The sequence below is a fragment of the Thermostichus sp. MS-CIW-38 genome, from assembly GCF_054058415.1.
On the sequence record NZ_JBSSAH010000017.1, the window covers coordinates 19,687 to 41,530 of the forward strand.

Annotated in this window: 26 protein-coding genes; 23 read left to right on the forward strand and 3 right to left on the reverse strand. The window is 59.1% G+C overall.

Annotated elements, in window-relative coordinates:
- Nucleotides 1-125 precede the first annotated feature (125 nt).
- The 14 genes from ACVWXZ_RS07645 (at nt 126) to ACVWXZ_RS07710 (ending at nt 9,117) form a co-directional block, all read left to right on the forward strand.
- Nucleotides 126-419, forward strand: a complete 294-nt coding sequence (locus tag ACVWXZ_RS07645; protein WP_414416372.1) for an Asr1405/Asl0597 family protein — start codon at nt 126-128, stop codon at nt 417-419.
- A gap of 54 nt (nt 420-473) precedes the next feature.
- Nucleotides 474-1,019 carry a ferritin-like domain-containing protein gene (locus ACVWXZ_RS07650; protein ID WP_011432075.1) on the forward strand — a complete coding sequence of 182 codons (546 nt, stop codon included), beginning with the start codon at nt 474-476 and terminating at the stop codon, nt 1,017-1,019.
- Nucleotides 1,020-1,061: 42 nt separating this feature from the next.
- Complete coding sequence (locus ACVWXZ_RS07655) at nt 1,062-1,286, forward strand: DUF2949 domain-containing protein (protein ID WP_011430659.1); 225 nt, start codon at nt 1,062-1,064, stop codon at nt 1,284-1,286.
- 3 nt (nt 1,287-1,289) lie between these two features.
- Entirely contained in the window at nt 1,290-1,649 is a 360-nt protein-coding gene (locus tag ACVWXZ_RS07660; protein WP_011430660.1) for a Mo-dependent nitrogenase C-terminal domain-containing protein, read from the forward strand.
- Nucleotides 1,640-3,046, forward strand: coding sequence for a nitrogenase iron-molybdenum cofactor biosynthesis protein NifE (nifE, locus tag ACVWXZ_RS07665; protein ID WP_099835865.1), 1,407 nt, complete (start codon nt 1,640-1,642; stop codon nt 3,044-3,046). The genes ACVWXZ_RS07660 and nifE overlap by 10 nt, the downstream gene beginning before the upstream one ends.
- Nucleotides 3,034-4,371 (forward strand): nitrogenase iron-molybdenum cofactor biosynthesis protein NifN, encoded by a 1,338-nt coding sequence (nifN, locus tag ACVWXZ_RS07670; protein WP_457465726.1) that lies wholly within the window; start codon nt 3,034-3,036, stop codon nt 4,369-4,371. Before nifE ends, nifN begins: the two co-directional genes overlap by 13 nt.
- An 81-nt stretch (nt 4,372-4,452) precedes the next feature.
- Nucleotides 4,453-4,872 carry a nitrogen fixation protein NifX gene (nifX, locus tag ACVWXZ_RS07675; RefSeq protein ID WP_414342057.1) on the forward strand — a complete coding sequence of 140 codons (420 nt, stop codon included), beginning with the start codon at nt 4,453-4,455 and terminating at the stop codon, nt 4,870-4,872.
- Between the two features lie 2 nt (nt 4,873-4,874).
- On the forward strand, nt 4,875-5,330 hold the full coding sequence (locus tag ACVWXZ_RS07680) for a NifX-associated nitrogen fixation protein (RefSeq protein WP_457482350.1): 456 nt from the start codon (nt 4,875-4,877) through the stop codon (nt 5,328-5,330).
- A gap of 60 nt (nt 5,331-5,390) precedes the next feature.
- Nucleotides 5,391-5,654: a CCE_0567 family metalloprotein gene (locus ACVWXZ_RS07685; RefSeq protein WP_011430665.1), complete on the forward strand. Its 264-nt coding sequence runs from the start codon at nt 5,391-5,393 to the stop codon at nt 5,652-5,654.
- Nucleotides 5,651-6,016: a nitrogenase-stabilizing/protective protein NifW gene (nifW, locus tag ACVWXZ_RS07690; protein WP_011432069.1), complete on the forward strand. Its 366-nt coding sequence runs from the start codon at nt 5,651-5,653 to the stop codon at nt 6,014-6,016. The genes ACVWXZ_RS07685 and nifW overlap by 4 nt, the downstream gene beginning before the upstream one ends.
- Nucleotides 6,017-6,058: 42 nt before the next feature.
- Entirely contained in the window at nt 6,059-6,358 is a 300-nt protein-coding gene (locus ACVWXZ_RS07695) for a 2Fe-2S iron-sulfur cluster-binding protein (protein ID WP_099813376.1), read from the forward strand.
- A gap of 137 nt (nt 6,359-6,495) precedes the next feature.
- Entirely contained in the window at nt 6,496-6,765 is a 270-nt protein-coding gene (locus ACVWXZ_RS07700) for a ferrous iron transport protein A (RefSeq protein WP_457482358.1), read from the forward strand.
- A 99-nt stretch (nt 6,766-6,864) separates the two neighbouring features.
- On the forward strand, nt 6,865-7,122 hold the full coding sequence (locus ACVWXZ_RS07705) for a hypothetical protein (RefSeq protein WP_011432066.1): 258 nt from the start codon (nt 6,865-6,867) through the stop codon (nt 7,120-7,122).
- A gap of 342 nt (nt 7,123-7,464) precedes the next feature.
- Entirely contained in the window at nt 7,465-9,117 is a 1,653-nt protein-coding gene (locus tag ACVWXZ_RS07710) for a helix-turn-helix domain-containing protein (RefSeq protein ID WP_414416377.1), read from the forward strand.
- A gap of 28 nt (nt 9,118-9,145) precedes the next feature.
- Here ACVWXZ_RS07710 and ACVWXZ_RS07715 read toward each other — a convergent pair whose 3' ends face one another.
- Nucleotides 9,146-9,355, reverse strand: coding sequence for a TOBE domain-containing protein (locus ACVWXZ_RS07715; protein ID WP_414355661.1), 210 nt, complete (start codon nt 9,353-9,355; stop codon nt 9,146-9,148).
- 257 nt (nt 9,356-9,612) lie between these two features.
- Between ACVWXZ_RS07715 and modA the strand changes: the two genes are divergently transcribed.
- Together modA and modB are read left to right on the forward strand one after the other, a co-directional pair.
- Entirely contained in the window at nt 9,613-10,374 is a 762-nt protein-coding gene (modA, locus tag ACVWXZ_RS07720) for a molybdate ABC transporter substrate-binding protein (RefSeq protein ID WP_457394917.1), read from the forward strand.
- 37 nt (nt 10,375-10,411) lie between these two features.
- On the forward strand, nt 10,412-12,199 hold the full coding sequence (gene modB / locus ACVWXZ_RS07725) for a molybdate ABC transporter permease subunit (protein ID WP_457444056.1): 1,788 nt from the start codon (nt 10,412-10,414) through the stop codon (nt 12,197-12,199).
- 18 nt (nt 12,200-12,217) lie between these two features.
- Here modB and cobJ read toward each other — a convergent pair whose 3' ends face one another.
- Nucleotides 12,218-14,116 carry a precorrin-3B C(17)-methyltransferase gene (gene cobJ, locus ACVWXZ_RS07730; RefSeq protein ID WP_457482351.1) on the reverse strand — a complete coding sequence of 633 codons (1,899 nt, stop codon included), beginning with the start codon at nt 14,114-14,116 and terminating at the stop codon, nt 12,218-12,220.
- 76 nt (nt 14,117-14,192) lie between these two features.
- Between cobJ and ACVWXZ_RS07735 the strand changes: the two genes are divergently transcribed.
- The 4 genes from ACVWXZ_RS07735 to ACVWXZ_RS07750 are packed head-to-tail and all read left to right on the forward strand — an operon-like array spanning nt 14,193 to nt 16,558.
- Nucleotides 14,193-14,873, forward strand: coding sequence for a VOC family protein (locus ACVWXZ_RS07735; RefSeq protein ID WP_011432060.1), 681 nt, complete (start codon nt 14,193-14,195; stop codon nt 14,871-14,873).
- 59 nt (nt 14,874-14,932) lie between these two features.
- On the forward strand, nt 14,933-15,397 hold the full coding sequence (locus ACVWXZ_RS07740) for an FKBP-type peptidyl-prolyl cis-trans isomerase (protein ID WP_457482352.1): 465 nt from the start codon (nt 14,933-14,935) through the stop codon (nt 15,395-15,397).
- Nucleotides 15,398-15,441: 44 nt separating this feature from the next.
- Nucleotides 15,442-16,068: a 5-formyltetrahydrofolate cyclo-ligase gene (locus tag ACVWXZ_RS07745; protein ID WP_457482353.1), complete on the forward strand. Its 627-nt coding sequence runs from the start codon at nt 15,442-15,444 to the stop codon at nt 16,066-16,068.
- Between the two features lie 31 nt (nt 16,069-16,099).
- Nucleotides 16,100-16,558, forward strand: coding sequence for an FxLYD domain-containing protein (locus tag ACVWXZ_RS07750; RefSeq protein WP_457398282.1), 459 nt, complete (start codon nt 16,100-16,102; stop codon nt 16,556-16,558).
- 3 nt (nt 16,559-16,561) lie between these two features.
- Here ACVWXZ_RS07750 and ACVWXZ_RS07755 read toward each other — a convergent pair whose 3' ends face one another.
- Nucleotides 16,562-17,836: an amidohydrolase family protein gene (locus tag ACVWXZ_RS07755; RefSeq protein WP_457482354.1), complete on the reverse strand. Its 1,275-nt coding sequence runs from the start codon at nt 17,834-17,836 to the stop codon at nt 16,562-16,564.
- Between the two features lie 401 nt (nt 17,837-18,237).
- Here ACVWXZ_RS07755 and ACVWXZ_RS07760 point away from each other — a divergent pair, with 401 nt between their 5' ends.
- The 3 genes from ACVWXZ_RS07760 to ACVWXZ_RS07770 are packed head-to-tail and all read left to right on the forward strand — an operon-like array spanning nt 18,238 to nt 21,839.
- On the forward strand, nt 18,238-19,266 hold the full coding sequence (locus tag ACVWXZ_RS07760; RefSeq protein WP_099812061.1) for a BMP family protein: 1,029 nt from the start codon (nt 18,238-18,240) through the stop codon (nt 19,264-19,266).
- Nucleotides 19,238-20,800 carry an ABC transporter ATP-binding protein gene (locus tag ACVWXZ_RS07765; RefSeq protein ID WP_457482355.1) on the forward strand — a complete coding sequence of 521 codons (1,563 nt, stop codon included), beginning with the start codon at nt 19,238-19,240 and terminating at the stop codon, nt 20,798-20,800. Before ACVWXZ_RS07760 ends, ACVWXZ_RS07765 begins: the two co-directional genes overlap by 29 nt.
- The gene (locus ACVWXZ_RS07770) at nt 20,790-21,839 is read left to right on the forward strand and encodes an ABC transporter permease (RefSeq protein ID WP_457482356.1); all 1,050 of its coding nucleotides are present in this window, start codon (nt 20,790-20,792) and stop codon (nt 21,837-21,839) included. The genes ACVWXZ_RS07765 and ACVWXZ_RS07770 overlap by 11 nt, the downstream gene beginning before the upstream one ends.
- The last annotated feature ends 5 nt before the right edge of the window (nt 21,840-21,844 follow it).

Here is a 21,844-nt window from a genome sequence, read left to right on the forward strand (position 1 = left end):
CGCCCGCTGCCAAGCCTGAGCCCCTGCAGCCGCTTGCTATAAGCGGGGGATATAAGCGGGGGAACAGAAACCCAACGGTTCTGCCCTCTGCTGAGACTCCCTCCTGCTTCCCAACCGGTGAGCTTATGTCCCCCCTTGTTTCTCCCCCACCGAAAACGGCTGAAGTGCTGCAGGTGCCCCGTTGCGATCGCTGGCGGATTCTCTACCGTCTGCAGGAGCTGGATTTGACCTGTGGCTGTACCCCGACCGGCCAACTGTGGGTGATGATTCGCACCCCCACCGAAGCCCTCCTCGTCCACAGTGTGCTCCGCCTTTTCGCCCTTGACCGCTCTGGCTGGCTGAGTTGGTTGGATCGCTGCTGGTCTCTCCAAACCTGGGATCCCCCTGAGAGATCTGCAGGAGGGGATGACCACCCCTGAACCTCTGCCGTTTGCCTTCTTGCTTCTCCTGTTCACCTCGTTTTGGTAGCGCCAATGACCACTCCATCCCCCTCAACTCGCTCCTTCCAACAAGTCCGAGACAACCCCGTTCACCTGGGACGGGAGATCACGGTTCCCATCTGCGAGGGCCTCAACCTGGCTTGGGCCAGTCTTCAGGGGCTGTATTTGCAGTATCTGAAGCACCATCTGGTTGTCGAAGGAGCAGAGTTCTACTCAATTCACCAATTTTTCAACGAAAGTCTACAGGAAGTTCAGAACCACGCCCATGAGGTGGGGGAGCGCCTGAACGGCCTAGGTGGGATCCCGGCCTCCAGCTTTGCCAAGCTGGCGGAGCTGTGCTGCTTCAGCCCAGAAGGGGACGATGCGTTGGCTGTGCGGCCCATGCTGGAAGCGGATTTGCGGGCCGAGCAAAGCCTAATCGATCTGCTGCGTCGCCAGGCGGCTCTGGCGGAAAGTGTTGGGGATCGCGCCACCCGTCACCTCTACGAGCAGATTTTGCTGCGGACGGAAGAACGGGCCTTTCACCTGGCCCACTTTCTGGCTGCCGACAGCTTGGTTTTGGGCTTGTCCCCATCCTAGCTTGCCCATCTACGCCCACCCCTCGTTTTGGGAGACTCTGCCATGCTTACCCCCGATCGGGCGCCGCTGCTGCAGTTTTTGCAAGTTGAGCTTGGGATCCCGGAATCCGCCCTCACCTTCGCCCTGAAACGGCATGGGTGTGAACAGGGCCCTTTGCCCATGATTCTTTGGCATTACGGGCTGATTTCCTTGGAGCAACTGGAGCAGATTTTTGAATGGTGTGCTCCCCCTCCTCTTGTTACCAATTCTACCCATTCGGAGGTTTAAGCCATGACTTATCCCTACCCTTCTCTTCCCTTTCCCAGAGTCGGCAACCCTTTGGGATGGCTCGGCCTGGTTTTGAACTCAATTTTCAGATCCGCCCTGAAGTGGCCGCGCCGCTGGCTCAACAGCATTGAAATTCGGGGATCCCGGCAGGCCCGTTGGATTTGTCGTTTGATCCCGGCTTCCTGTCCCTTTGAGCGGGATATCCGGCTGGGATCCCGCACCGTCCACATTCCGGCCCTCTGTCGCATCAACCCCCTCTACGAGGAGATCATCGCCCTGCGGCTACGGGCGGCGGCTTATCTGGCCGAAGCTGCGGCTCAACCCCAGCCCCCCTCTTCTCAGGAGATCCCATCATGCCCTTGATCAGCCGAACCAAAGTGGCGGAGCTGCTCAACGAGACCGCCTGCGAGCACAACCACAAGAAAGACGGCAAAGGCAAAAACAAGGTCTGTGCCGAGCAGGCCAAGCCCGGAGGAGCGCAGGGAGGCTGTGCCTTTGATGGGGCTTCGATTGCCCTGGTGCCGATCGCCGATGCCGCCCATCTAGTACATGGGCCAATCGCCTGCAGCGGCAACTCTTGGGGGACGCGGGGCAGCCTCTCTTCTGGCCCCCAGCTTTATCGGGTGGGCTTCACCACCGATCTGAGCGAGAACGAGATCATCTTCGGGGGGGAGGAAAAGCTGTTCCAGGCCATCCTTGACTTGCAGGCCAAATACCAGCCTGCCGCCATTTTTGTCTATCTCACTTGTGTAACTGCCCTCATTGGCGACGATGTGGAGGCCGTGTGTCAGCGGGCCAGCCGACAGCTTGGGATCCCGGTCATTCCGGTGAATGCGCCCGGCTTTGTGGGCAGCAAAAACCTAGGCAACCGTCTGGCCGGAGAAGCCCTGCTGGACTATGTGATCGGCACCGCCTCCCCGGAGTACACCACTCCCCGCGACATTAACCTCATCGGCGAGTACAACATTGCCGGCGAGCTGTGGGATGTCTTGCCTCTGTTTGACGAGCTGGGGATCCGCATCTTGGCCAAGATCACCGGCGATGGCCGCTACCACGAGATCTGTACCGCCCACCGGGCCAAGCTGAACGTTCTCATCTGCGCTAAAGCCTTGCTCAATGTGGGCCGCAAGATGCAGGAGCGCTATGGGATCCCCTACATTGAGGCTTCCTTTTACGGGCTGCAGGAGATGAACCACTGCCTACGGGCCATTGCCCAAGGGCTGAAGGATCCGCAACTGCAGGAGCGTACCGAGGCCCTCATCGAGCGGGAAACTCGCGCCACCGAGGCGGCTTTGGCCCCCTACCGGCAGCGGCTGGCGGGCAAACGAGTTGTCCTTTATACCGGCGGGGTGAAAAGTTGGTCGATCATCTCCGCCGCTCGAGATCTGGGGATGCAGGTAACGGCCACCAGCACCCGCAAAAGCACCGAAGAAGACAAAGCCCGCATCCGCGAGCTGCTTGGCCAGGATGGCATTCTCTTGGACAAGGGCAGCCCGCAAGAGCTGCTCAAGGTGGTGGAGCGCACGAAGGCGGACTTGCTCATCGCCGGCGGACGCAACCAGTACACCGCCCTCAAGGCCCGCATCCCCTTTCTGGACATCAACCAGGAGCGGCACCATGCCTATGCCGGCTATCGCGGCCTGGTGAACTTGGCGCGGGAAATCGATGCTGCCCTCCACAGTCCCATTTGGGAGCAGTTGCGACGGCCTGCCCCCTGGGAGACCTCAGCAGCAAAGGAGGTGGGAGGATGGCCCAGTTGATTCAAGAACGCAAGCCCCTCAGCGTCAACCCCCTCAAACTCAGCGCTCCGCTGGGGGCGGCCCTGGCCTTTCTGGGGATCAAGGGCTGTCTGCCCCTCTTCCACGGTTCCCAGGGCTGCACGGCCTTTGCCAAAGCGCTGCTGGTACGCCATTTCCGCGAGGCCATTCCCATGTCCACCACTGCCATGTCCGAAGTGGACACCATCTTGGGGGGGGAGGAGAATGTCGAAGCTGCCATCCTCACCTTGGTGGAGAAGGCCCAGCCGGAGCTGATTGGTCTTCTGACCACCGGCCTCACGGAAACCCGCGGGGACGATATGCCGCGCATCCTGCGGGAGCTGCGCCGACGCCAGCCGCAATTGCAGGATCTGCCCATCGTCTTGGCCTCCACGCCTGACTTTAAGGGATCCCTGCAAGACGGCTATGCCATCGCCGTCAACAGCTTGGTCAGCACCCTGCCGGAATCGCCGTCGGGATCCGTCCGCCCTGCCCAGGTAACGGTGCTGTGCGGGCCTGCCCTCACCCCTGCCGACGCCCAGGAGATCAAAGAAATGGCGGAGGCTTTTGGCCTAGAGCCGATCCTGGTGCCGGATCCGGCGGGTTCCCTGGACGGACACTTGGGCACCGGCTTTAGGGCGACCCCAGACGGCGGCACCACCCTTGAGCAATTGCGCCAGCTCGGGCGTTCCGGCCTCACCATAGCTGTCGGCGAGAGCATGCGCCCTGCCGCTCAGATCCTGGCCCAGCGCTTTGGCACCCCCTATCGGGTTTTCCCCCACCTGACCGGTCTCAAGGCTGTGGATCCCTTTTTGGCAACCTTGGCCGATCACAGCCAGCAGCCGGTGCCCTCTCGCTACCGCCGCCAGCGCAGCCAAGTCCAGGATGCCCTCCTGGATTGCCACTTTTTCTTCGGCAACCAGCGGATTGCCTTGGCCCTAGAAGCCGATCTGCTCTGGGGGTGGGTGGACTGGCTGCTGGATATGGGCTGTCAGATCCAGGCGGCCATCAGTCCCACACCGGATCCCCACTTGAGCACCCTTCCCATTGAGGCAGTGCGGGTGGGAGATCTGGGGGATCTGGAGGAGCTAGCACCCGGGGCTGACCTGCTGGTGGGCAACTCCCACGTGGCGCGCCTGGGCAAGCGGCTGGGGATCCCAGTGCATCGAATGGGGATCCCTATCTTCGACCGGCTGGGGGCCAACCACATCTGTCAGGTGGGCTATCGCGGCACCCTATCCCAACTGTTTGCCGTCGGCAACCTGCTGATGGAGCAGGAGGAAGCCCGTCACCCCAGCCCACCCCAGGTTTCTAGGCAGGGATTCTAAGGGATCCAGAGCTTCGAAGGGCAGCCCAAGTGCCCCTAGCTCCCCCAAACCCTCAAGTTCACGTTTCTAAGGAGAACCCTCATGCAAGTGGCCTTTACAACCCGCGACGGCAAGCACGTCAATGCCCACTTTGGCTGGGCCAACCAGATCGACCTCTACGAAGTCACCCCCGAAGGCTACCGATTTTGTAAGACCCTCACCTTTGGGGGCAACTTGGAGGCAGATGGCAACGAGGACAAGCTGGTGCCCAAGCTGCAGGCTTTGGCCGATGTCACCCTCATCTACGTGGCTGCCATTGGCAGCAGTGCCGCCGCCCGCCTGATCAACCGCCGCATCACCCCCATCAAAGTGCAGTCGGAAGAAGAATCCATCGAGAGCTTGTTGCAGCGCCTGGTAACCACCCTGCACAATCCTCCCCCCTGGCTGCGCAAAGTGCTCTTGGCCGAGCGCGCCCGCAAAGCCGAAGCCCCAAATCCCTCTACTTCCCCTGCGGAGGTTTAGCCATGACGGTTACCCCTCTTTCCCCCTCGACCAGCCCCATCCTGCAGGAGATCGTCCGCCAGCTGCGGGCGGCGGATCCCTACGGCACCTACCGCGCCTGGAGTGATGAGTTGCTGCTCAAGCCCTTTGTCGTCACCAAAGCCCAGAAGCGCCAAATATCCCTGGAAGGGGAGGTGGATCCGGCAGTGCGGAGCCGCATCCTCATCTACTACCGCGCCATTGCCGCCCTGATCGAAAAGGAGACGGGCCTCCTGGCTCAGGTGGTGCTGGATCTCAACAGCGAAGGCTTTGGTTGGGTGCTGGTCTTCTCAGGGCGGTTGTTGTTGGTGGTCAACACCCTGCGAGACGCCCATCGCTTTGGCTTTGACTCCCTCGAACAGCTCAGCGAAAAAGCCACTGCCCTTATCGACAAAGGGATCCAACTGGCCCGAACCTACCCCGAGGTGGGCCGGCTGTAGCCGCCTGCCTCCCCTTTTGTCTGTGCAGCAATTTCTTTAGCCATCAGGAGTGCCTTGCCCATGTTGAATGAGAGTGACGTTGAGAATGTTGTGAACGGCCTGGATTTCGAGCCCTTTGAACACCTCTCTGCCGACCAGCTCCGCAGCGAGATCAAGCGCCTAAACAGCAAAGCAGGCCAACTGAAAATGGATCTGCACGATCTGGCCGAGGGGCTACCCGACGGGTTCGAGCGACTCCCCGACTTGGCAGCCCGCACCTATGCCCTGTTTGCCCGGCTGCACACCCTCAGACAACGCTTGAAAACCCTGGAGACCTGCCGATGAGTTGGAACCACAACCGCCGTTGGAAAGACTTCCAAGCCCTAGTCAATGCCGAGGATTATTTCGCTTTTTTCGAGCTCCCCTACGATCCGCGGGTGGTCAATGTAAATCGCTTGCATATCTTACGCAAATTTGCTCAGTATCTGGCTCCTCTGGAGCACTTCCAGGGCAGCGAAGAAGAATGGCTGGAGCAAGCCCGGCAAGCGCTGGAAAAAGCGTATCAAACCTTTCTCACTTCTACCCCGCAGCAGGAGAAGCTCTTCCGAGTCTTTCAAGACTATGGTTGTCCGGATCCCGTTGGCGGCTGTGCCGGCTGCAGCTCTTCGGGAGAGCGGGGCGAATGCAGCCCTGGGATCCCTGCCTAAGATCTCTTGTTTACCCCTCGTCAGCTCTCTGGAGACTCCATCATGGCTACCTACACAGTTCACTTGGTTAACCCAAAACGACGGCTCGACACCTATATCTCAGTAGATGAAGATTCGACCATCCTAGAAGCGGCTGAGGATCAAGATGTGGATTTGCCCTCTTCCTGCCGCTCCGGTAGTTGTTCCTCTTGCGTGGCCAAAGTGGTAGAAGGAGAAGTCGATCAATCGGAGCAAACCTTTCTGGATGAGGAGCAAATAGCCAAAGGATTTGTGCTGCTCTGCGTGGCTAAACCTCGCTCCAATTGTACGATTCGCACTCACCAGGAAGCTTACTTGGTTTGATAGACGGCTGCTCTCCAGTTGCTCGCCGATAGGCTTAAGCAGCCTTTTTTCTATTTTTTTCTAGAATTAGGGATCCCTATATGTTGGCACCGCCCACCGTCCCTAAGATCTCAATAACCATATCTCCTCTCCAACTCATGAAGGTTGGAGAAGAAGGTCGCATCTACCAACTGCGCGGATCCGAAGCTGCTTGCGCCCAATTGCAGCAAATGGGTCTCACTCCAGGTACCTATCTCCAGGTTATCCAACATCACCCTGAGTGGATCCTACTCCTACCCAGTGGCCAACTTTCCCTTCCTGCTCATTTAGCTAAACCCATCTGGGTTTACATGGATCCCCGTTGCGCCTTGATGTCTACCCAAGAACCGAATAAGAAAACAATCTTAAATTTGCCAAGAGCCTTCTAAAATGTAGTCTATTTACCCAATTTTTAACCTGTAATGAGGGACACTCAAAGTAAGGGAAGCTCATCTCTTCATAACCTATCTTGATTTGGGAGCAAAGCCATGAACACCTGTTTGTTGCACCTGGGCTCCATCCTTAAAGCTGCTGAAGAGCTTAGCCTTGTGGAAAAGCCTTTCCCCAAGTTGCAACACATCCAACTCTGCACAGGACTAAGCCCAGAGGAAATCGTGCGGGCGCTGGAGCTAGAACCCAATCCCTTGGGTTGGCATCTAGAGCCAAGCCACAACCTGGCCGATGAATCGACGTATTGGGTGGGCGGACGACCTTGTGTCGGCTTGGTTATTGAGCGTTTTGCCTGACACTTGTTGCAGTTCGGATCCCCAAAAGGCTCTCAAGGGGGAGGAGTAGCCTGCAAAGCCATCTCAAAAGTTCACTGCAAACATTAGAAGTTAAGAGAAAACAAAGCTTTCCAGAAGGTTCACCCTAGACCAAATCTCCCTGGCCTGCCGGGGATCTTTTGAGGTATCGTTCAATCCAGTTCACGAATTGAGCTTAGGAAACAGACCTTAAACTAAGGTCTCTCGCCGGGCTGCCACGGCTTTGCGAGGAAGGTCTCCATGGCCGGGTTTAGGGTTTTGCAGATGCGATAGCAGGCGTGAACAAAGGAGAGCTACAGGGAAACGCTATGGAGTTCGAGGGCTATGGCTTATCAAATCTCAGGGGATTGTATCGGTTGCCACGCTTGCGTAGATAGCTGTCCTACAAAAGCTATCGTTGTCCAGGATGGGGAATACTGGATTAATCCTCTGTTGTGCAATGACTGCGAAGGTTTCTTCCCAGAACCTCAGTGCGTTAGCCTGTGTCCCGGTTCTGCCCCGCAGCCTTATGAAGCCATGAAGGGGCGCAACCGCACGGTCACGGCCCGCATTCGCAGCAGTCCACCTCTATTTTTGAACGGCCATAGCCAGGCTTTTGCTTCGTCAATTGTGGTCTGGGAAGCTTGCAATTTCCTATCTCAATTTCAATCTCTCAATCTGCAAAAGCAGGGAGATAACCAGGTTTGCTATCAGAAATCTGTTGGCCACAACCAGGGATCTCTGACCCTAACTCTATGTTTGGACGGGATCCCACAAAGTGCTCCGATCGATGTGCGAACTGCCTGTTTGCATCTTATTTTTGCTGCCTATGCCGCCGGGTTGGATAGCCCCTGGAAGGAATCCTTTGTTTTCACCGACTCACAATTGGAGTCCTATTTGGGCTGGGATAAACGTAAAGATCTGAGCAAGATGACCCGTCTCCACCTGTTCATGACCTGGATAGAGCAGCTCTGTCGGATTCAAGTCTCCATCGATTGGCCGGATCAGGGGCGGGTGAAGGGGTTTTCGGTACCGGCTGGCCCTCTGTGGAGGCTGCTCAAGATGCATCGCCACTTTCAAAAAGATGAGCAGGGCTGCAACCATCTGGTGGGCCTGACTTGGGCGATTCAGCCCGGCGAATGGACACGGTACTTTCTCAATCGACAAGGGTGCCGCCAGGGGCAAGCCTTTTATCAGTACAGCAGCCTGCCCCTATCCCTGCTGCAGGCCGTGATGAGCCATTGGCAACACCATGAAGGAGCCATGCGCCTGCTGCTGTGGCTGTTGTTCAAAGTGAGGATGGGGCGGCAACAGCGTCTGACGGTGCCCACCCTGATGCGAGTGGCCTACGGGGAAGAGCGACTGCAGGAAGCTTATCTCAATCTCCAAGAACGCAAACGGCTGGTGCGCACCTTTGAAAGCGATCTGGAGGTTCTCAACCACTACGGCCTCAAGCCGGAGTTCGATCCCCTCACCTATCCTTCTTCCATTCAACCCCTGTGGGCTCGCCTGGAAGCTGTGCCCGAGGATGCGGACGAGGCATTGAACTTTTGGATTGAAGATGCCAACAACGGTGGCTTGCTGACGGCTGCCGGGCCGCGGGGCAAGTGGGGACTCTTGATGCAGGCTCGCATTCAACGATTTCATCTGCCCTCCGACTGGCATCGTCAAGCAGTTCAAGAAGCCAGATCCCCAACCCGAGAATCGGGATCTCGGCGGCAGCGTAGGGCAAAGTCTGCGCCTGTTGCAACAGACTCGGATCTCCCTGGCCCTCCCGAAAACCCAAAAGACTTCCCCTCAAGCAAAGCTTTGCGTGGAGCGGATATCTCGGCGGCACGCCAGCAAAAGGGAATCAGCCAGCGGGAATTGGCCCAGAGGCTGGGGCGCAGCCAGAGCTGGGTGCGGGATGTAGAGAATGGGCGGCTTCAGATCAGCCTAAACGATCGCCAGCGCCTTATCAAAGCCCTGTATTTGGATCCCAGGCAACAGCAAGTCTAGGCCAGTCACTCAATTTGCTAATCCACCACTAATCCACGGCGATGACCACATCTGAGGCTTTGATGGCAGCATACGCTTCTTTCCCAACTGCTATGCCCAACCGTTCGGCAGAGTGCTTAGAAATAATGGCTGTTATTTCTATGCCTGGTGCAACTTCCAGAATAATTTCGGCATTGACCATGCCTACCTGGACACTTTTTACAGTTCCTTTAAACAAGTTGCGAGTGCTGATTTGCATGATTTCTCCTTTGTTGAACACTTAAAGCAACAGGGGTGTTGACCAAACTGAACAAGAAGGATCTCGGCAGATGGCCATTCAACATTGGTTTCAATACTATCAGATGCTTATCGTTGCCTCTGGGGAGGAATGGCTGCCGATAGTCTAGGTGTGTATCTACAGATACAAATTACAACCCAATTCCGACAGTCAAAAGCACCGAACCATTGGCGGATTTTCCTGCTCTGAGAGTTGTCACGGGTCAAAGAAAAATGGCTATGAAACGAAGAACTGCAATGTTATTCCTGGGGATCCTGGCCGCCCTGGCTTTGAGGTGGGGGTCGGCTCCCGGCTTGGCACAATCTCAGCCCATTTTGGTGGGGGCTGCGGTGAGCTTACAACCGGCTTTAACGGAAATCGACCGGTTGTTCACCGCCCGCTATCCCGACATCAAGGTTGAGTACAACTTCGCCAATTCCGGCTCTCTCCAGCAACAGGTGGAGCAGGGGGCTCCTTTGGACGTGGTATTTTTCGCAGCCGCCTCTTTTATGGACGCCCTTGCCAAGCAAAACCTGCTGGTGGAGGGATCCCGGCGAGATCTTCTCAGCAACCGCATGGCTTTAATTGTGCCTGCCAATGCCAGAACCAAGGTTCAGGATTTTGCCGACCTGGTGGCGGAAGAGATCCGGGTTCTGTCCATTGGGGATCTGCAGGCCATGCCCGCCGGACGCTACGCCCAGGAAATTCTCACCCAAGCAGGGGTGTTTGAGACGCTGCGGCCCAAGATGGTGTTTGCCAGCACGGTGCGGGAAATCTTAACGGCGGTAGAACAGGGCAATGCCGACGCTGGGATCCTGTTTACCTCGGATGCTCAGCTTTCAAATCGGGTGCGAGTAGTGGCTACGGCGGATCCCATTACGCCAATTATCTACCCGGTGGCCTTGGTGCGCGATACTCCCGCCGGACGGTCTTACTTGGAGTTTTTGACCTCAGGGGAAGCGGCAGAGGTGTTTGTGAAGTACGGCTTTATCCGCCTGTGAGGGATCCCTCTGCAATGGCGCGGATGAGTTACTCCAAATGAGCGACTACGACCTATCCCCGCTTTGGATCTCCCTACGGATTGCCAGCTTAGCCACAGCTATCACCTTTGGGGTGGGGACGCTGGCAGCTTATGGGATGTTGCACTACCGAGGTCGGTGGCGCTCTCTCCTCGAGGCCATCTTATTGGCGCCGCTGGTGTTGCCGCCCACCATGGTGGGGTTCCTATTGTTGCTGCTATTTGGTCGGCGAACCCTTCTGGGACAACTTTTGGCCTCGCTGAACCTATCGGTCATCTTCACCTGGTATGCCGGGGTGATCACGGCAGTGGTGGTGGCCCTGCCCCTGATGTACCGCACGGCCCTGGGAGCTTTCCAGCAGATCGACCCGACGCTGGTGGCGGCAGCCCGCACGCTGGGGGCAAGCAGGGCCAAGATTTTTACGCGGGTGCTGATCCCACTGGCCTTGCCGGGGATCCTAGCGGGGGTTACCCTCAGTTTTGCCCGCGCTCTGGGGGAGTTTGGCGCCACCTTGATGCTGGCAGGCAACATCCCAGGCCGCACGCAAACCCTGTCCATGGCCATCTTCTTTGCCGTTCAGGCGGGGGATATGCGGGGGGCGGCCATCAGCTCGGCCCTGGTCTTGGGGTTGTCCTTGGGGGTGATGACGGCAGTTAACCTTTGGTTTCAGCGACGGCCCTGGCAGCGACCTCCCTCTCGTCCTCTACAGGTTCTCACCAGAAGGGATCTGGATTTCTCAACTCCGGCCCCCCGCCTCTGGGTGGACATTGACAAGAAGCTGCCCCAGTTTGAGCTTCAGGCACAACTGAGCTGCGATGGGCGACCCCTGGGCTTGCTGGGGGCCTCTGGATCCGGCAAAAGCCTACTTTTGCGCTGCATTGCCGGGATCGAAACCCCGGATGGTGGGCGCATTTTGCTCAACGAGCGGGCGTTGTTTGACGCCGAACAGGGGATCCGGCTGCCCCCCGCTCAGCGACGGGTAGGGGTGATCTTCCAGAACTACGCTCTGTTTCCCCATCTCACCGTTGCCCAGAACATTGCCTTTGGGATCCCTGCGGGCTTGAGCGAAGCGGAAAAACAAGAGCGGATCCAGGCCCAGCTGCGGTTGGTCAAGCTGAAGGGCTGGGAAAACCGCTATCCCACGGAGCTCTCCGGAGGACAGCAGCAGCGGGTGGCCCTGGCGCGAGCCTTGGCTTCTGAGCCGGAGATCTTGCTGCTGGATGAGCCTTTTTCTGCTTTGGATGCCCACCTGCGCAGCCAACTGGAGCAGGAGATGGGGGAGATCCTAGCCGACTACAAGGGAGTCACGCTTTTGGTAACCCACAACATTGAGGAAGCCTTCCGCCTCTGCGGGGATCTGGCTGTAATGGAGCAGGGGCGAATCATTGCCCAGGGGGACAAGCGTCAGCTATTTGAGGCTCCCCCCTGCCTTAGTGTGGCGCAACTGACGGGTTGCAAAAACATCTCGCGGGCCAAGCTCCTGGGCCCTCAACGGGTGCTGGCCTTGGATTGGGGCTGTGAGCTGCAGGTACAGGGATCCCCAGCGGGAGAATACATCGCCATCCGCGCCCACCACCTCACCTTCAGGCCCGACGGGAAGCTGCCCAACACGTTTCCGGCTTGGCTGGTGAAGTGGAGCGAGACCCCCCACCGACTGACTCTCTTCTTTAGGCTGGGCGGTCCTCCTGCCCACAGCCAGGACTACCACCTGCAAGCCGAGGTGTGGCGGGAGCGCTGGCGAGAGGTGGAAGGTTGGGGATCCCCGTGGTGGCTGCAGTTGGATCCCCGGCATCTGATGGTGTTTTGAGTCTGGGCTTAACACCCGTCAAGTGGGTTCTTCGCCCAGGCAATAGCCCCGCGGGGTAATCAGCCGGTCTCCATGGCGAAAGGTCTGAGAGTTGCCGATAAGAACCAGGGTGAGCATGTCCACCTCCTCTGGATCCAGCTCCCCTAGGGTGGTGAGGTGGAGGGTTTCGCCGGGGCGGTAGAGGTTGCGGGCCAAAGCCACGGGGGTATGGGCGGGTCGGGCCTGCAGAAAGATCTGTAGAGCCTTGAGGAAGGGATCCACCCGCTGCCGGGAGCGGGGGTTGTAAAGGGCCACCACAAAATCGGCAGCTGCAGCCGCCTGCAGGCGTTTTTCGATCACCGGCCAAGGGGTAAGCAGATCCGAGAGGGAAATGGCGCAGAAGTCGTGCATCAGCGGAGCCCCCAGCCGGGCAGCAGCCGCCTGGAAGGCAGAGATCCCCGGCAGCACCTCCAGAGAAGGGCGGATCCCATCCCAGCCAGAGCGGGCCAAGCACTCCAACACTAGCCCCGCCATGCCGTAAATGCCCGCATCCCCCGAAGAAATCACCGCCACCTTCAGCCCCTGCTGCGCCCAAGCGATGGCCTGTTTGGCCCGCTGCAGCTCTTGGGTAATGGGAGAGACCTCCCGGATTTGGCCGGGGTGCAAAAGGGGATCCACCAGATCCAGATAAAGCTGGTAGCCAACAACCACATCGGCCTGAGTTAAAGCCATACGGGCAGCCAAAGTCAATTGACCCAGATCCCCAGGACCAGTGCCGATGAGCCAGAGGTGGCCGCTGCGAGGGGAATACTCCTGCGCCGCGCGGGCAATGGCCAGGGTGCAGGCCCCTTCGGTTTCTGACGTGAAGACCTGCTTGGGGCAGAGAAGAGTTGCCTTCCCCTCCGCAACGCAAGAGGGCCTCTCAAAAGCTCGGTCACCTCTTCCCCAGATCTGAGCCGCCAAAAGAGCAGCCGCCTCGGCTACGGAGGGAGTGCCCACCGCCTGCCGCACCGCCTCCGAAGGGTGGGGCACTGGGATCCCAGCCAAAGCCTCTGCCGAGAAAAACTCAATGGGCCAGCCATAGGCTTGGGCCAGCTCCAGAAGACCTGGCTCGTTTTGCTTCAGCTCCAAGGTGGCCAAGCCGGCAATGGCCTCAAAAGCCAGCCCCTGGGCCTGCAACAGGCGGCGCAGGGATCCCTCTAGCCAAGCGCGGGTGGTGCCCCGCTCGCAGCCCACCCCCACCCACAGCACCCGCGGATGCCAGTGCACTGTCGGGATCCCCGTGGGAGGGGAGAGGTATTCCCCAATCCAGATCTGGGCAACGGGATGGGGAGGAGAGGAGGCCACTAGGGGATGATCTGCCGGCCAAGCTTGTCGCCAAAGCCGCGTGCCGCAGGTCTGGTGAACGGCCACCGGCTCTCCCCGCGTCAAGGCGGCTGCCACCCCGTTCCAATCTCCAGCGCCCCGCCGCCAGCCGTAGGGATCCCCCAGCAAATCCAAAGGCGGGATCCCCAGCCCCTCGGAAGCAGAGGTGAGAACCGGCTGGGCTCCCAAGGTAGCGGCCACCTGCCGCGCCAGGGCATCGGCCCCCCCCACATGTCCCCCGCACAGGCTAATGGCCCAGCGACCGGCTTCGTCCACCACCACCACCGCTGGATCCCGCTGCTTGTCCTGCAGGAGAGGGGCAATGAGCCGCACCACCGACCCTGCGGCCAAGATGAAGAGACAGCCCTGCACCTGGGGCCAGGTTTGGGCAACGGCTTCTGCTAGGGAGCCTGGCGCTGTGGGATCCTTGGGATCCCCGTAGGCTTGCCAGGGGGAGGGCAGCCCCTGCGGTTCAGCTTTGCTCCAGCAGATGACCTCCTTGCCTAGGAGGGGGATCAGGGAGTCGGCCAACCAGCGGGCGCGCGGGCTGGGGGCAAACAGAGCAAGCTTCATCGAGCGTGGGCCAAGGCCAGGATTCTCCCCGGATCCTATACTGGACATAGAGCCACCCGCGAAGGGACAAGTGCCGATGGTCATCCCACCTGGACTGATGCTGCCCCTAATCCCCCTGGAGGTTTTGCTCTCCACGAAGGGGCTGATGTTTTTGCTGCTATCGGCCTATGGGGGGGCCATGTGGACATTCTTAAGCGGCGCTCCCCGCGTCCACACCATCATCGTGCCGGACTTGGAGCAGGCCAGAGGGTTTTACGAGAAGGTGTTGAAACTGCCGGAAGCGGAGCTGCCCCTGCAGTACTACTACGGCTACGAGCAAAGCATGGTCGGCTACAGCCTAGGATCCGCTTACTTTCCAGGGGATATTGGCCTCAGTCCCCGCTTCGATGCCAAAGCCCGTCCCACCTCTGGGCCCACCCAATTGGATACCCCCGGACTTTGGTACCAACTCTCCGACAATGTGCAATTGCACGTGATCCCTGGCTCTACAGATCCCTATGCGGGGTCCGGTTCTTACGGCAACGCCTCTAGGCCTAGCTCCTCATCTGCTTCTGCTTACGGGACTGTACCGGCAGCGGGCCGCAGCAGCGGCGTTCGCTATCGCCATGTCAGCTACGAGCGGGAATCCCTCAAGGCCCTCCTGAAGCGAATCAACAAGCAAGGGATCCGCAACAGCATTCGCTCCGAGAAACCCTTTGTCTTTTGGGTGCGGGATCACCAGGGTCAGATCATCGAATTTGCCGAACTGAAAGGCTGACGGGATCCTCTAAGATTGGTAAAGGAAAGCCAAAAGTCGGCGGCGGGGGGATGCCAACGATGAAACGGGTGCTGCTGCTGGTGCTGTGTTTGCTGTGGCTCGGGGTGTGGGGCGGCCAGCCGGCCGTGGCTCTGTCGCGGGCCAAAGACAATCCGGTGGTGAGCGTGCAATCCCCAGCCAAGGACTTCATCACCACCGAGTCGGGATTGCAATACTACGACATCACTCAAGGCAGTGGGCCTTCGCCTCAGCCGGGGCAAACGGTGGTGGTGAACTACGTGGGCAAACTACAGGATGGCACCATCTTCGATAGCTCCTACAGGCGCAATCAGCCTTTTATCTTCACCTACGGAGTAGGGCAGGTGATCCGTGGCTGGGAGGAAGGGCTGGCCACCATGCGAGTGGGGGGCAAGCGCTACTTGCGCATTCCGCCGGAGTTGGCCTATGGCAGCCGCGGCGCCGGCGGCGTGATCCCCCCCAATGCCACCTTGGATTTTGAAGTGGAGCTCCTGGCCATCCAGTAGATTCAGATCTTGCAGAGACCGAATATCCAAGCGGCATTGGGCTTGTGCAGGAACTCCCTTCCCCGGAACTGTCTTCTTCTTGGCGGCCCAGTTCTCTAGCAGCAGATCCTGCCCTAGAAAAAGCTCGCCTGCGCCAGCACTTTCGCCAGCTACGGCAGAGGTTGGACAGATCCCTTATCAGCCAGAAGATCGTGGCTCATTTGGCCTCTTGCCCCCAACTTTTGGCCGCCAAAACCATCCTGGCCTATGTGGCCTTCGGCTCCGAGGTGGACTTGGGATCCCTGTTTGTCCTTTTCCCGGAGAAGCAGTGGGGGATCCCCCGTTGTCTGCCGCAGCGGCAAATGCAGTGGCACCGCTACCAGCCGGCTGAGCTTGTCCCCAACTGCTGGGGCTTGCTGGAGCCTTCTCCCGGCAGCACAGTTATCGACCCCACCGAGGCGGATTTGATCCTGGTGCCTGCCCTGGCCTGCGATCGGTGGGGAAGGCGTTTGGGCTATGGCGGCGGCTATTACGACCGCTTTTTGGCCGCTTTGCCGGATCCCAGTGTGCCCAAGTGGGGCATTGTCCCCCAAGCCTGCCTACTGGAGCAGCCCCTGCCTCAGGATCCTTGGGATCAGCGCCTGGATGGGATCCAAACCGAGGAAAGGTTCTACGAGACGGGGATCCCCTAGACTAAAGAGGGTGGGCCTTGGAGGAAAAACGATGAGCCAAGTTTGGAAGCCGGCGCAGTGGCTAACCCAAAAGCTGCGTCTTGTCTGCATGAGCTTTGGCTGTGTGGCATTGGCGGTGCTCTTGATGGGCTTTGGGGCGATCCCCCTGCAACTGAAGGATCTCCACGTCACCCCCTGTCCCGATACCCCCGAATACACCAACCTGGTGACCAGCAACGGCAACCCCATACCGGCCAGGTGCCTGTTCGTCGAAGGCACAGTGGTCAACCGCTCCAAAAATACCCTGCTGAACGCGGATGTCTTCGGTCGGCTTTACGATGCCAACGGCAACGAGGTTCTGCCGGAGCGTACCCGCCTGGGGGCCATTGCAGAAGTTCCTCCTGGCGAGAGCCCTTTTTCAATTCGCATCTCCGTGCCGGTGACCAGCCCCCTGCCCCTCACCCTGGAGCAATTCAAGGCCAGCGGCTTCAGCGGCACCGTGCGTCGTTAACGTCTAAAGCTGGCGGGTGAACTCCACCTGGGTGGGGCGCTCAGGCAAATGGAGCTGGGCGACCACAGGCGGCGTTTGGGCGATCAGCCGGCCCCGGCGGAAGACATACAGGCAAGCCGGTTTCAGGCGAATAGCTTCGACGGCATCAGCAGCTTGGAGCACCACCAGATCGGCATAGCAACCGGGTTCTAGGCCGTAGCCTTCCAACCCCAGAATGCGGGCCGGATTCTCCGTAACCGCCAAGAAACACTGGCGCATCTGCTCATAGCCTGTCAGGTGGGCGGCGTGGATGGCCATGTGGGCCACCTCCAGCATGTTGCCGCTGCCCAAAGGGTACCAGGGATCCATCACGCAATCCTGGCCAAAGGCCACCGTCAAGCCTGCGTCCATCAGCTCGGGCACCCGGGTCAGCCCCCGCCGCTTGGGGTAGGTGTCGTGGCGCCCCTGCAGCACTAGGTTTACCAGCGGGTTGGCAACCACCCCCAGCTCCGCCTCGGCCATTAGAGGAATTAACTTGCTCACGTAGGCGTTGTCCATCGAGTGCATCGAGGTTAGGTGGGAGGCGGTCACCCGCCCCTGCAAGCCCAGCCGCAGCGTTTCGTAGGCCAAGGTTTCCACATGGCGCGAAAGCGGATCGTCCGTCTCGTCGCAGTGCAGATCCACCCGCAGGCCGCGCGCCGCAGCAATCTCGCACAGGGCCCGCACCGAAGCTGCTCCCTCGGCCATCGTCCGCTCGAAGTGGGGGATCCCGCCCACCACCTCCACCCCCAAATCCAGAGCCTTCTCCAGAAGCTGCACCGCCCCTGGCGAGCGATAGTAGCCATCCTGGGGAAAGGCCACCAGTTGCAAATCCAAGTAGGGAGCCACTTTTTGCTTGACTTCCAGCAGCGCCCGCACCGCCAACAGGTTGGGATCGCACACATCCACATGGGTGCGGATGGCCAGGATCCCACGAGCCACCGCCCAGTCGCAATAGGTCAAGGCCCGCTCCATCACCGCCTCGGGGGTCAACAGCGGCTTCAACTCCCCCCAGAGGGCGATCCCTTCCAACAGCGTCCCCGATTGGTTGATGCGCGGGATCCCATAGGTGAGGGTGGCATCCATGTGAAAGTGGGCATCCACGAAGGGGGGCGACACCAAGCGGTTGCTGACATCAATTTCTTGGGGGGCAGTGGCTTGTAAGTTGCTTTCCAGAGCCACAATGCGATCCCCCTGGATACCGATATCGATTCCCTTGCGGCCATCCGGCAAATTGGCCCGGCGCAAAATGAGATCCATATGTTGTGGCTATTTGTTTGAACTTAGGATGGAAAGAAGCAACTACAGTTGACTGAATGATAGGCCAAATCAGATAAAGATGTCTTAAATTACCTCAAAGCCCGAATTTAGGAAACCAGTTGATTGGGTTATTGCTCACTTTATAAAAGAGGGCTGTAGTCCCCAACAGCATCCGGTTGTGCAAGATATCAACCAAGTAGTCAGAGGGATAATCTATCGAGAGCTGATTTGAGAGGACTTGGCCCTTACATCCATTCCAACCGTCAGCGAAACTTCGTTGTCCATTACAAACAAGCTCCTTCTCAAAAAATTGTATTTCAGGATACATATTTTCAGGGATCTCCCCCTTAGGATAAGCCGAGCAGTAACCCGATCTCGAACTAACCTCAACAGAAGCGACTATGGCACGTTTAGAACTCTCCCGGCGGGACTTCTGCCTGCGTTCTGGGGCTTTTGTGGCTGGCCTGATGGGGAGCCGCTGGTTGGTTCGCGATGCCGCGGTGGCTCAAGGAACCAAGCTGAAGGTGGCCGGGGTTTATACGGTTCCCATTGAGCAGCAGTGGGTGAGCCGGATCCATAAAGCCTTGATGGCTGCCCAGAAGCGGGGGGATATTGACTACACCTGGTCAGAGTCAGTTTCCAACACCGACTACCCACGGGTGCTGCGTCAGTATGCCGAGAGCGGCGTCCAACTGCTGGTGGGTGAGGTCTTCGGGGTGGAGCGGGAAGCGCGGGAAGTAGCCAAAGACTATCCCAAGGTCAGCTTTTTGATGGGATCCAGCCTCAAGCCGGATCCTGCCCTGAGCAATTTTGCCGTGTTTGACAACTACATCCACGAGCCTTCCTATCTGACGGGAATGGTGGCCGGGGGGCTGACCCGCTCCAAAATCATCGGCATGGTGGGGGGCTATCCCATTCCAGAAGTGAACCGCCTCATGAATGCTTTTATGGCAGGGGCGAGGGAACTGCAGCCGGAGGTGAAGTTTTTGGTCACCTTTATCGGCAGTTGGTTTGATCCCCCCAAAGCCAAAGAGGCGGCTTTTGCCCAAATTGATGCCGGTGCAGATATCCTCTATGCAGAGCGGTTTGGGGTATCTGATGCCGCCAAAGAGAGGGGCGTTTTGGCCATCGGCAATGTGATCGATACCCAGCCGGACTACCCGGAAACGGTGGTGGTCAGTGCCCTGTGGCACATGGAACCCACCATCGACAGAGCCATTGCCGCGGTGAAGGCCGGAGAATTTAAGGCAGAGGACTACGGGATCTACAGCATGATGAAATATGGGGGATCCAGCCTCTCCGACTGGGGAACCTTCGCCGACAAGGTTCCGGCTGAACTGAAAGCTAAGGTGATGCAGAGGCAGGCAGAGATTCTGGCAGGGTCTTTTGTTGTAGCCATCGATGATAGCGAACCCAAGTCCACCCTCTGAAGCGCCTTTGGCCTTGAAGGTGGTGGGCATTACTAAGCGCTTTGGTGCTCTGCTGGCCAACGACCAGATTGATCTTGAGCTGCGGGCCGGGGAGATTCTGGCCATCTTGGGGGAAAATGGGGCGGGCAAAACGACGCTGATGAATATCCTGTTTGGGCACTATGTTCCCGATCAGGGTCAGGTGTGGGTGTTTGGTCGGCCCCTCAAGCTGGGATCCCCGGCGGCTGCCCTGGCGGCAGGGATAGGCATGGTGCATCAGCATGTGGTCTTGGCCGATAATCTGTCGGTGCTGGACAACATTCTTCTGGGCACTCAGCCCCTGTGGCACCTGTGGTCTCGGCGGCGAGAGGGACGGCGGCGCATCCAAAAGCTAGCTGAGGAATTGGGGTTGGCCGTGGATCCCGATGCCCTGGTGGGATCCCTGACCTTAGGGGAGCGGCAGCGGGTGGAGATCCTCAAGGTGCTGTATCGAGGGGCGCGGATCCTGATTTTGGATGAGCCTACGGCGGTGTTAACCCCACCGGAAATTGAGCCGTTTTTTCACACCCTACGGCAGATGGCCGGTCGCGGACTGGGGATCCTGCTGATTTCCCACAAGCTCCAGGAGGTGATGCGCATCAGTGACCGGGTGATGGTGCTGCGCTCAGGGCGGGTGGTGATGACGGGCAAGACGGCTGAGATCCATCCCACAGCTCTGGCGGAAGCGATGGTGGGGCAGCGGTTGGCGGCAGTGGTCAAAGCCCCTTTGTCTCCGGGGGAGACGGTCTTAGAGTTGCAGCAGGTCTCCTGTCGGGTGGGGCAGCAGCATCTGGAGCAGGTTTCTTTGACGGTGCGGCGTCACGAAATCGTGGGTATTGCCGGGGTGGCGGGCAATGGGCAATCCGTCCTGGCAGATCTGGTCTGTGGGGTGATCCGGCCCCACCAAGGTCATCTCCATCTGCATGGCCGAGTCCTGCGGCTGATCTCTCCTGCTGAGATGGTGCGGCAAGGCATGGCCCGGATCCCAGAAGACCGCCACAAAACTGGGCTGATTGGTTCCCTTAGCCTGTGGGAGAATTGGGTGATCGAGCGCTATCGGGATCCCGAATTCTCGCGGTGGGGGATCCTGCGTCACCGGCAAATCTATCAGCAGGCTCACACCTGGCTACAGACCTACGATGTGCGGGGGCTCCAGAGGGGGGATCCGCGGCAGGCGCTCCAGATGCCAGTGCAACTGCTGTCCGGCGGAAATATGCAAAAAGTGATCCTCTCGCGGGAGCTGTGTCGGGATCCCCAGGTGATTGTGGCTCACCAACCGACGCGGGGACTGGATCTGGGGGCTGTGGCCTATGTGCATGCCCAACTTCTGGCAGCAGCCCGGGCTGGAGCCGGGATCCTGCTCATTTCCGAAGACCTGGATGAATTGCTGAGTTTAGCGGATCGAGTGGCGGTGCTCTATCGCGGTCGGCTTTCCTCGGCAGTCCCGACCCAAACCACAACGGTGACCGCCTTGGGGTTGCGTATGGCCGGGCAGGAGGTGGCCGATGCGTGTTGAACCTCGTTCCACTGTGCCCCTTTGGCTGATCCTGAGTGCGCCGATGGCAGCCATTGTCCTGGCTTTCCTCTCCTGTAGCCTGCTGATCCTGTGGACGGGATCCCCGGTTTTGGCAGCCTATGGAGCTTTGCTGCGGGGAGCGGTGGGATCCCCCTTTGCCCTAAGCGAGACCTTGACTCGGGCCGTTCCTCTGATCCTGACGGGATTGGCGGTGGCGGTGTGTTTTCGGGCCAAGTTGTGGAACATCGGTGCGGAAGGCCAGTTTTATGGCGGGGCTCTGGTTGCCAGCCTCTTGGGCACCGGTGGGCTTTTGCTGCCGCGCCCATGGTTGGTGTTGGTGCTGCTGCTGGCGGGCTGGATTGCTGGAGGGCTGCTGCTGTGGATCCCGGCCTGGCTCAAGACCCAGTTCCAGGTGGACGAAGTGGTGACCACCTTGCTGCTCAATTTTGTCATTCTTCTTGGGATCAGCTATCTCCTGGAAGGCCCCCTCAAAGATCCTCTGGCTCTCGGTTGGCCCCAAGGTCGTGCCCTGGCGGAGAGTGCTCTTCTGCCGCGGCTGATTCCCCGCAGTCGTCTCCACGCTGGTTTAATCATCGCCCTGCTTGCTGCCCTGGGGGTGTGGGGGCTGGAGCAGTTCACCGTTTGGGGCTTAGAAATGCGAGCCGTAGGCGCCAACCCAGAAGCGGCCAGGTTCCTCGGCATCCCAGTCCGGAGAGTTATTTTATATACCTCATTGTTGGGAGGTGGGCTGGCAGGCTTGGCGGGAGCTTGTGAACTTCTCGGGCTCAAGGGCTATCTCACCTTGGATTTATCCCCGGGCTTTGGCTACACCGGCATTGTTGTTGCCCTGTTGGCCCAACTGCATCCCTTGGGAGTGGTGGGGGCCGCAGTTTTCATTGCCGGGGTTTATGTGGGAGCCGATACCATGGGGCGTAGCTTGGGCGTTCCCACCTATCTTGCCGATGTCATTGTTGCTGCTGCCCTGCTGTGGATGTTGGTCTGCATGGGATTGGCCCGTTATCGTCTGCGCTGGGACTGAGCACC

Excerpts from the sequence above, each read along its gene's own strand:
- ACVWXZ_RS07645 (WP_414416372.1), top strand. The coding sequence starts at position 126 with ATGTCCCCCCTTGTTTCTCCCCCACCGAAAACGGCTGAAGTGCTGCAG.
- ACVWXZ_RS07650 (WP_011432075.1), top strand. The coding sequence starts at position 474 with ATGACCACTCCATCCCCCTCAACTCGCTCCTTCCAACAAGTCCGAGAC.
- ACVWXZ_RS07655 (WP_011430659.1), top strand. The coding sequence starts at position 1,062 with ATGCTTACCCCCGATCGGGCGCCGCTGCTGCAGTTTTTGCAAGTTGAG.
- ACVWXZ_RS07660 (WP_011430660.1), top strand. The coding sequence starts at position 1,290 with ATGACTTATCCCTACCCTTCTCTTCCCTTTCCCAGAGTCGGCAACCCT.
- nifE (WP_099835865.1), top strand. The coding sequence starts at position 1,640 with ATGCCCTTGATCAGCCGAACCAAAGTGGCGGAGCTGCTCAACGAGACC.
- nifN (WP_457465726.1), top strand. The coding sequence starts at position 3,034 with ATGGCCCAGTTGATTCAAGAACGCAAGCCCCTCAGCGTCAACCCCCTC.
- nifX (WP_414342057.1), top strand. The coding sequence starts at position 4,453 with ATGCAAGTGGCCTTTACAACCCGCGACGGCAAGCACGTCAATGCCCAC.
- ACVWXZ_RS07680 (WP_457482350.1), top strand. The coding sequence starts at position 4,875 with ATGACGGTTACCCCTCTTTCCCCCTCGACCAGCCCCATCCTGCAGGAG.
- ACVWXZ_RS07685 (WP_011430665.1), top strand. The coding sequence starts at position 5,391 with ATGTTGAATGAGAGTGACGTTGAGAATGTTGTGAACGGCCTGGATTTC.
- nifW (WP_011432069.1), top strand. The coding sequence starts at position 5,651 with ATGAGTTGGAACCACAACCGCCGTTGGAAAGACTTCCAAGCCCTAGTC.
- ACVWXZ_RS07695 (WP_099813376.1), top strand. The coding sequence starts at position 6,059 with ATGGCTACCTACACAGTTCACTTGGTTAACCCAAAACGACGGCTCGAC.
- ACVWXZ_RS07700 (WP_457482358.1), top strand. The coding sequence starts at position 6,496 with ATGAAGGTTGGAGAAGAAGGTCGCATCTACCAACTGCGCGGATCCGAA.
- ACVWXZ_RS07705 (WP_011432066.1), top strand. The coding sequence starts at position 6,865 with ATGAACACCTGTTTGTTGCACCTGGGCTCCATCCTTAAAGCTGCTGAA.
- ACVWXZ_RS07710 (WP_414416377.1), top strand. The coding sequence starts at position 7,465 with ATGGCTTATCAAATCTCAGGGGATTGTATCGGTTGCCACGCTTGCGTA.
- ACVWXZ_RS07715 (WP_414355661.1), bottom strand. The coding sequence starts at position 9,355 with ATGCAAATCAGCACTCGCAACTTGTTTAAAGGAACTGTAAAAAGTGTC.
- modA (WP_457394917.1), top strand. The coding sequence starts at position 9,613 with ATGAAACGAAGAACTGCAATGTTATTCCTGGGGATCCTGGCCGCCCTG.
- modB (WP_457444056.1), top strand. The coding sequence starts at position 10,412 with ATGAGCGACTACGACCTATCCCCGCTTTGGATCTCCCTACGGATTGCC.
- cobJ (WP_457482351.1), bottom strand. The coding sequence starts at position 14,116 with ATGAAGCTTGCTCTGTTTGCCCCCAGCCCGCGCGCCCGCTGGTTGGCC.
- ACVWXZ_RS07735 (WP_011432060.1), top strand. The coding sequence starts at position 14,193 with ATGGTCATCCCACCTGGACTGATGCTGCCCCTAATCCCCCTGGAGGTT.
- ACVWXZ_RS07740 (WP_457482352.1), top strand. The coding sequence starts at position 14,933 with ATGAAACGGGTGCTGCTGCTGGTGCTGTGTTTGCTGTGGCTCGGGGTG.
- ACVWXZ_RS07750 (WP_457398282.1), top strand. The coding sequence starts at position 16,100 with ATGAGCCAAGTTTGGAAGCCGGCGCAGTGGCTAACCCAAAAGCTGCGT.
- ACVWXZ_RS07755 (WP_457482354.1), bottom strand. The coding sequence starts at position 17,836 with ATGGATCTCATTTTGCGCCGGGCCAATTTGCCGGATGGCCGCAAGGGA.
- ACVWXZ_RS07760 (WP_099812061.1), top strand. The coding sequence starts at position 18,238 with ATGGCACGTTTAGAACTCTCCCGGCGGGACTTCTGCCTGCGTTCTGGG.
- ACVWXZ_RS07765 (WP_457482355.1), top strand. The coding sequence starts at position 19,238 with ATGATAGCGAACCCAAGTCCACCCTCTGAAGCGCCTTTGGCCTTGAAG.
- ACVWXZ_RS07770 (WP_457482356.1), top strand. The coding sequence starts at position 20,790 with ATGCGTGTTGAACCTCGTTCCACTGTGCCCCTTTGGCTGATCCTGAGT.